Origin of the sequence: Erwinia sp. CGal63 (assembly GCF_037026505.1) — a bacterium.
Classification (GTDB): Bacteria; Pseudomonadota; Gammaproteobacteria; order Enterobacterales; family Enterobacteriaceae; genus Erwinia.
Genome location: NZ_JAKUMN010000025.1, coordinates 1 through 212 on the forward strand (window position 1 = coordinate 1; position 212 = coordinate 212).

At 58.5% G+C, this 212-nt stretch carries 1 pseudogene; it reads right to left on the bottom strand.

Annotated elements, in window-relative coordinates:
• A pseudogene (gene clpX / locus MKZ79_RS21200) lies at positions 1-212 on the bottom strand (ATP-dependent Clp protease ATP-binding subunit ClpX); the annotation flags it as partial.

A 212-nucleotide genomic window follows, 5' to 3' on the forward strand; every position in this document is an offset into this window, starting at 1 on the left:
ATCGCCTTGTGCGCTATCGCCTTCAGCGCCTCTTCGCGGAACTCCAGCTCCACGCCTTCCAGATTGAACAGCGCCTGGTACTGCTTGGTCAGCGCGTTTTTCGGTTCCCGCAGGATCTGGATCAGCGCTTCCTCACTCAGTTCATTCAGCGTCGCCACCACCGGCAGACGGCCGATAAACTCCGGGATCAGGCCAAACTTGATCAGGTCTTC